This is a genomic window from Nocardioides sp. J9 (genome assembly GCF_007829375.1).
Classification (GTDB): Bacteria; Actinomycetota; Actinomycetes; order Propionibacteriales; family Nocardioidaceae; genus Nocardioides.
The window spans coordinates 1-4,706 of sequence record NZ_VLJQ01000067.1; the positions used below are offsets into that span (position 1 = coordinate 1).

The following is a 4,706-nucleotide window of genomic DNA, read 5'->3' on the forward strand; positions in this document are numbered from 1 at the left end:
GGCTCCTGTGACTCTTCCGTGGGTCGCTGATCGCGCCTGAACGGCCACACGCCGTTCCCGCTCTAGGTTTCTGGCTTGTCTAGGACCGAAACTGCTGAGCGGAGAACGGCGTGCGAAACGCCAGCCTATGGCGCGCCCTGTTGGGCGTCGAGAACACCGTCATCGAAGAGATCGAGTTCGACGAGGAGACCGAGGTCGTCGTCGCTCACGTGCGACCTCGTCGCGGCGGCCGTGGCCGCTGCGGCACCTGTGGAACAAGAGCATCCTGGTACGACCACGGCGAAGGGCGGCGTCGCTGGCGAAGCCTGGACGTGGGCGTGATGCAGGTGTTCCTCGAAGCCGACGCGCCCCGCGTGAACTGCCCGGTCCACGGACCCACCGTCCGCCAGGTCCCGTGGGCACGACACGCCGCCGGCCACACACTGGCCTTCGACCAGCAGGTCGCGTGGCTGGCCACCCAGTGCTCGAAGTCGGCAATCACCGAGTTGATGCGGATTGCATGGCGCACCGTTGGTGCGATCATCACCCGCGTCTGGTCCGACACCGCCGCCCAACACGACCTGTTGGCAGGACTGCGCCGGATCGGGATCGACGAGATCTCCTACAAGCGCAACCACAAGTACCTGACCGTCGTCGTCGACCACGACACAGGACGGCTGGTCTGGGTCGGAGTCGGGCGGGAGAAGGCAACCGTGCGCGCGTTCTTCGATGTCCTCGGCCCCGAGCGCTGCGCTCAGATCACCCACGTGTCCGCAGACGGCGCGGCCTGGATCGGGGAGGTCGTCACCGAACGATGTCCAAACGCGGTCCGCTGCGCCGACCCGTTCCACGTCGTGAAATGGGCAACCACCGCGCTCGACGAAGTCCGCCGCCAAGCCTGGAACGCTGCACGCAGCAGGACCGGACAGACTCCCTCAACACTGCAGGCCAGACGAGCGGCCGGCAAGGAGAACTACTCCACCGGGCCCGCGAAAGCGTTGAAGAACTCCCGGTTCGCGTTGTGGAAGAACCCCGAGAACCTCACCACCCGACAAGCCGCGAAGCTGACCTGGATCGCGAAGGCCGAACCCACCCTGCACCGCGCTTACCTGCTCAAGGAAGCACTGCGCCTGGTGTTCCAGCTGCCCCACCACGAGGCAGTCGAGGCGCTCGAGCACTGGATCAGCTGGGCCCGCCGCAGCCGGATCGAACGCTTCGTGAAGCTGCAGCGCACCATCGTGACCTACAAGGCCGAGATCCTCGCCGCGATCGAGCACGGCCTGTCCAACGGCCTCATCGAATCGGTCAACACCAAGATCCGCCTCATCACACGCGTCGCCTTCGGATTCCGCTCACCCGACGCGCTCATCGCCCTCGCCATGCTCAACCTCGGCGGCCACCGACCCGTACTCCCCGGCCGATGACCCACGGATCAGTCACAAGAGCCGTTTTTCCGGTCCTGGGCGGGGCCACAGGACGCCGCCCCGTCCGGGTGCGCACCCCGATTTGGCCTCCGCGACGGGGATCCTCTACAGTTCTTCTCGTTGTCGAGGCCAACAGGCCGAAGACAGCGTGCCCCCGTCGTCTAGCGGCCTAGGACGTCGCCCTCTCACGGCGGTAACGCCGGTTCAAATCCGGTCGGGGGTACCAACCAGCCGAGGCCCGGTCCACCAGGACCGGGCCTCGCTGCATTCCTGCGTCGCGAAGGCCCCGAGGGCCAGGCTCTCAGTCCTTGCGCGACGCCTTCGCCGCGGCGGTCTTCCTCGCCGCCCGCGTCTTGGGCGGCGTCGGCTCGGTGCCGACGACGGCGAAGATCGGTGCGGTGACCTTCTCCAGCGCGGCGACCGCCTCGGCGTGCCGCTCGGCAAGTGACGCGACGACACCGGCGAGCTCGGCCTGGGCCTCGGCGAGCGTGTGCACGGTGTCCGCGAGCTCGCGCTGGCGGGCGATGAAGTCCTGGAGCGGCTGGGCCGTCGCGCCGGCGATCCCGGTCACGGCAGTGGCCATCCCGGCGACGGCACCGGCGAGCTCGCCGACCTGCTTCGCCAGCTCGTCGGGCTGGGTGACCGCGTCGACGGCCGTGTCGCGCACGGTCCGCAGCACCTCGGACGTGAGTCGGAGCGCGGCCTGCTGCGACTTCAGCAGCAGGTCGAGCGGGTTGAGGGGGCCGCCGGGGCCGTGGGTCTCCGCCATGGCGACAGCGTGGCAGAAGGGGAGCGGCTGCGCACCCGCTGCCGCCGTGTCCGATTTCCGCCAGTCGATGTCGGTGGCGGCGTGCAGGATGGAGCCATGGAGACCACGACCGCCGGCGACGCGCAGCTGGAGTTCGACCGGTGCTACACCGCGGTCCAGTCGCGCGACCGCCGCTTCGACGGCGTCTTCTACACCGCGGTCCGCACGACCGGCATCTACTGCCGCCCGTCGTGCCCGGCCCGCACGCCGGCCCCGGCCAACGTCAGCTTCCACCGCACCGCCGCGGCCGCGCAGTCCGCGGGCTACCGCGCCTGCAAGCGCTGCCTGCCCGACGCCACGCCCGGCAGCCCCGACTGGGACGTCGCCGCTACCGTCGCCGGTCGCGCGATGCGGCTCATCGCCGACGGCGTCGTCGACCGCGAGGGCGTCGAGGGCCTGGCCCGGCGGCTCGGCTACACCTCGCGCCACCTCGCCCGCCTGCTCACCGCCGAGCTCGGCGCCGGGCCGCTCGCGCTCGCCCGCACCCAGCGCGCCCAGACCGCCCGCGCGCTCGTCGAGAGCTCCGACCTCGGCTTGACCGACGTCGCGTTCGCCGCGGGCTTCTCCAGCGTGCGCCAGTTCAACCAGACCATGCAGGAGGTGTACGCCGCCTCGCCGAGCGAGCTGCGCGGACGCCGGGCCGGGCGAGCCCGCCCCGCCGGCGGCATCGACTTGCGCATCGCGGTCCGCACGCCCTTCCGCGGGTCCGACCTGCTGCGCTTCCTCGCCGACCGCGCCGTCCCCGGCATCGAGGTCGCCGACGTCGCTGCCGACGGGTCGGGCTGGTACGCCCGCACCCTCGACCTGCCGCACGGTCCCGGCACGGCCCGTGTCGAGCTGGCCGACCTCGAGGGCCCCGGGACGTCGTACGTCCCGTTGCGGGTGGTGCTCGACGACCTGCGCGACACCGCAGCCGCTGTCGCCCGGATGCGGGCGCTCCTCGACGCCGACGCCGACCCGGTGGCGATCGACGCCCACCTCGGCGCCGACCCGGCGCTGGCACCGCTCGTCGCGGCCCGCCCCGGCCTGCGCGTCCCCGGCCACGTCGACGGCGGCGAGGTCGCCGTCCGGGCCGTCCTGGGCCAGCAGGTCACCGTCGTCGCCGCGCGCACGGCGGCCGCGAGGCTGGTGGCCGGGCACGGTCGGCCGGTCACGACGACCGTCGACGGCCTGACCCACCTGTTCCCCGCTGCAGCGGCGGTCGCTGCGCTCGACCCGTCGTCGCTGCGGATGCCCCGCGCCAGGGGCCGTGCGCTCACCGGCCTGGCCGCCGCACTGGCTGASGGCGACCTGGTGCTCGACCGTGGGCCGGACCGCGGTGAGCTGCGCGAGCAGCTGCTCGCGCTGCCGGGCATCGGCCCGTGGACGGCCGACTACATCGCGCTGCGGGCGCTCGGCCACCCCGACGTCTGGCTGCCGACCGACGTCGGCGTGCGCAACGCGCTCGCCGGCCGGCCGCCGGCCGACCCCGAGCGCTGGCGGCCCTGGCGGTCGTACGCGCTGCTGCACCTGTGGACCTCCCTGTCCGACCCACGAGGAGAATGAGAAGCACCATGTGGACCGTCATCGAGTCGCCCGTCGGGCCGCTGCGCCTCGTCGAGCGCGACGGAGCGATCACCGCGATCGAGTTCTTCCCGTTCCGCGACCACGACGGTCGCCCGCGCGGCGACCGTGCCGACGACCAGCCGCTGCTGGTCGAGGCGGCGCGCCAGCTCGGGGAGTACTTCGCCCGCGAGCGCACCACCTTCGACCTGCCGCTCGCGCCCGTGGGCACGCCGTGGCAGCAGGAGGTGTGGGGCCAGCTGCTCGCGATCGGCTACGGCGAGACCGCGTCGTACGGCGAGATCGCGGGCCGCCTCGGCAAGACCAACGCGGCCTCGCGCGCGGTGGGCGTCGCCAACGGCGCCAACCCGATCCCGATCGTCATCCCGTGCCACCGGGTGATCGGTGCCAACGGCACGCTCACCGGGTACGCCGGCGGGCTGGACCGCAAGCAGGCCCTGCTCGGTCTCGAGCAGGAGGCGCTCTTCTAGGGGAGGGTGCGCCGGACCCGCCGGACCGGGATCACTCCGCGGCGGCGCGGCGCAGCGACTCCGAGAGCCGCTCGGCCGCGGCCAGGACCGCGGGGGCGTGCATGCGGCCGGGCTGGCGGGAGAGCCGCTCGAGCGGGCCGGAGACCGAGACCGCGGCGATCACCTTGCCGCCGGGGGAGCGGACCGGCGCCGACACCGACGCGACGCCCTGCTCGCGCTCGCCGACCGACTGAGCCCAGCCGCGACGGCGGATGGCGGAGAGCTCGGCGGCGGAGAAGGCGGCGTTCTGCAGGCCCCGGTGGATCCTCTCGGGGTCGTCCCACGCGAGCAGCACCTGCGCGGCGGAGCCGGCGCGCATGGTCAGCTGCGATCCGACCGGGATGGTGTCGCGCAGCCCGGACGGGCGCTCGGCAGCGGCCACGCAGACACGGTGGTCGCCCTGGCGCCGCCAGAGCTGGGCGG

Annotated in this window: 5 protein-coding genes and 1 tRNA gene; 4 read left to right on the top strand and 2 right to left on the bottom strand. The window is 72.8% G+C overall.

The window, feature by feature from the left end:
• Positions 1 to 110 precede the first annotated feature (110 nt).
• The gene (locus tag L615_RS09990; protein WP_145723860.1) at positions 111 to 1,403 is read left to right on the top strand and encodes an ISL3 family transposase; all 1,293 of its coding nucleotides are present in this window, start codon (positions 111 to 113) and stop codon (positions 1,401 to 1,403) included.
• Between the two features lie 150 nt (positions 1,404 to 1,553).
• Positions 1,554 to 1,629 (top strand) — tRNA-Glu (locus L615_RS09995).
• Positions 1,630 to 1,704: 75 nt separating this feature from the next.
• Here the strand turns inward: L615_RS09995 and L615_RS10000 are convergent.
• Positions 1,705 to 2,172: a hypothetical protein gene (locus tag L615_RS10000; protein WP_145724981.1), complete on the bottom strand. Its 468-nt coding sequence runs from the start codon at positions 2,170 to 2,172 to the stop codon at positions 1,705 to 1,707.
• Between the two features lie 96 nt (positions 2,173 to 2,268).
• Between L615_RS10000 and L615_RS10005 the strand changes: the two genes are divergently transcribed.
• Together L615_RS10005 and L615_RS10010 are read left to right on the top strand one after the other, a co-directional pair.
• On the top strand, positions 2,269 to 3,756 hold the full coding sequence (locus L615_RS10005) for a DNA-3-methyladenine glycosylase 2 family protein (protein WP_145724982.1): 1,488 nt from the start codon (positions 2,269 to 2,271) through the stop codon (positions 3,754 to 3,756).
• An 8-nt stretch (positions 3,757 to 3,764) separates the two neighbouring features.
• Positions 3,765 to 4,244, top strand: coding sequence for a methylated-DNA--[protein]-cysteine S-methyltransferase (locus L615_RS10010; RefSeq protein WP_145724983.1), 480 nt, complete (start codon positions 3,765 to 3,767; stop codon positions 4,242 to 4,244).
• Between the two features lie 31 nt (positions 4,245 to 4,275).
• On the opposite strand, the gene L615_RS24165 is transcribed toward L615_RS10010, so the two are convergent.
• Positions 4,276 to 4,706 (bottom strand): IclR family transcriptional regulator C-terminal domain-containing protein (locus tag L615_RS24165; RefSeq protein WP_315897783.1); only part of this gene is annotated, 431 nt, incomplete at its 5' end.

Bases quoted from the DNA above. Each gene is read 5' to 3' on its own strand.
- L615_RS10000 (WP_145724981.1), bottom strand. From the start codon at position 2,172: ATGGCGGAGACCCACGGCCCCGGCGGCCCCCTCAACCCGCTCGACCTG.
- L615_RS10010 (WP_145724983.1), top strand. From the start codon at position 3,765: ATGTGGACCGTCATCGAGTCGCCCGTCGGGCCGCTGCGCCTCGTCGAG.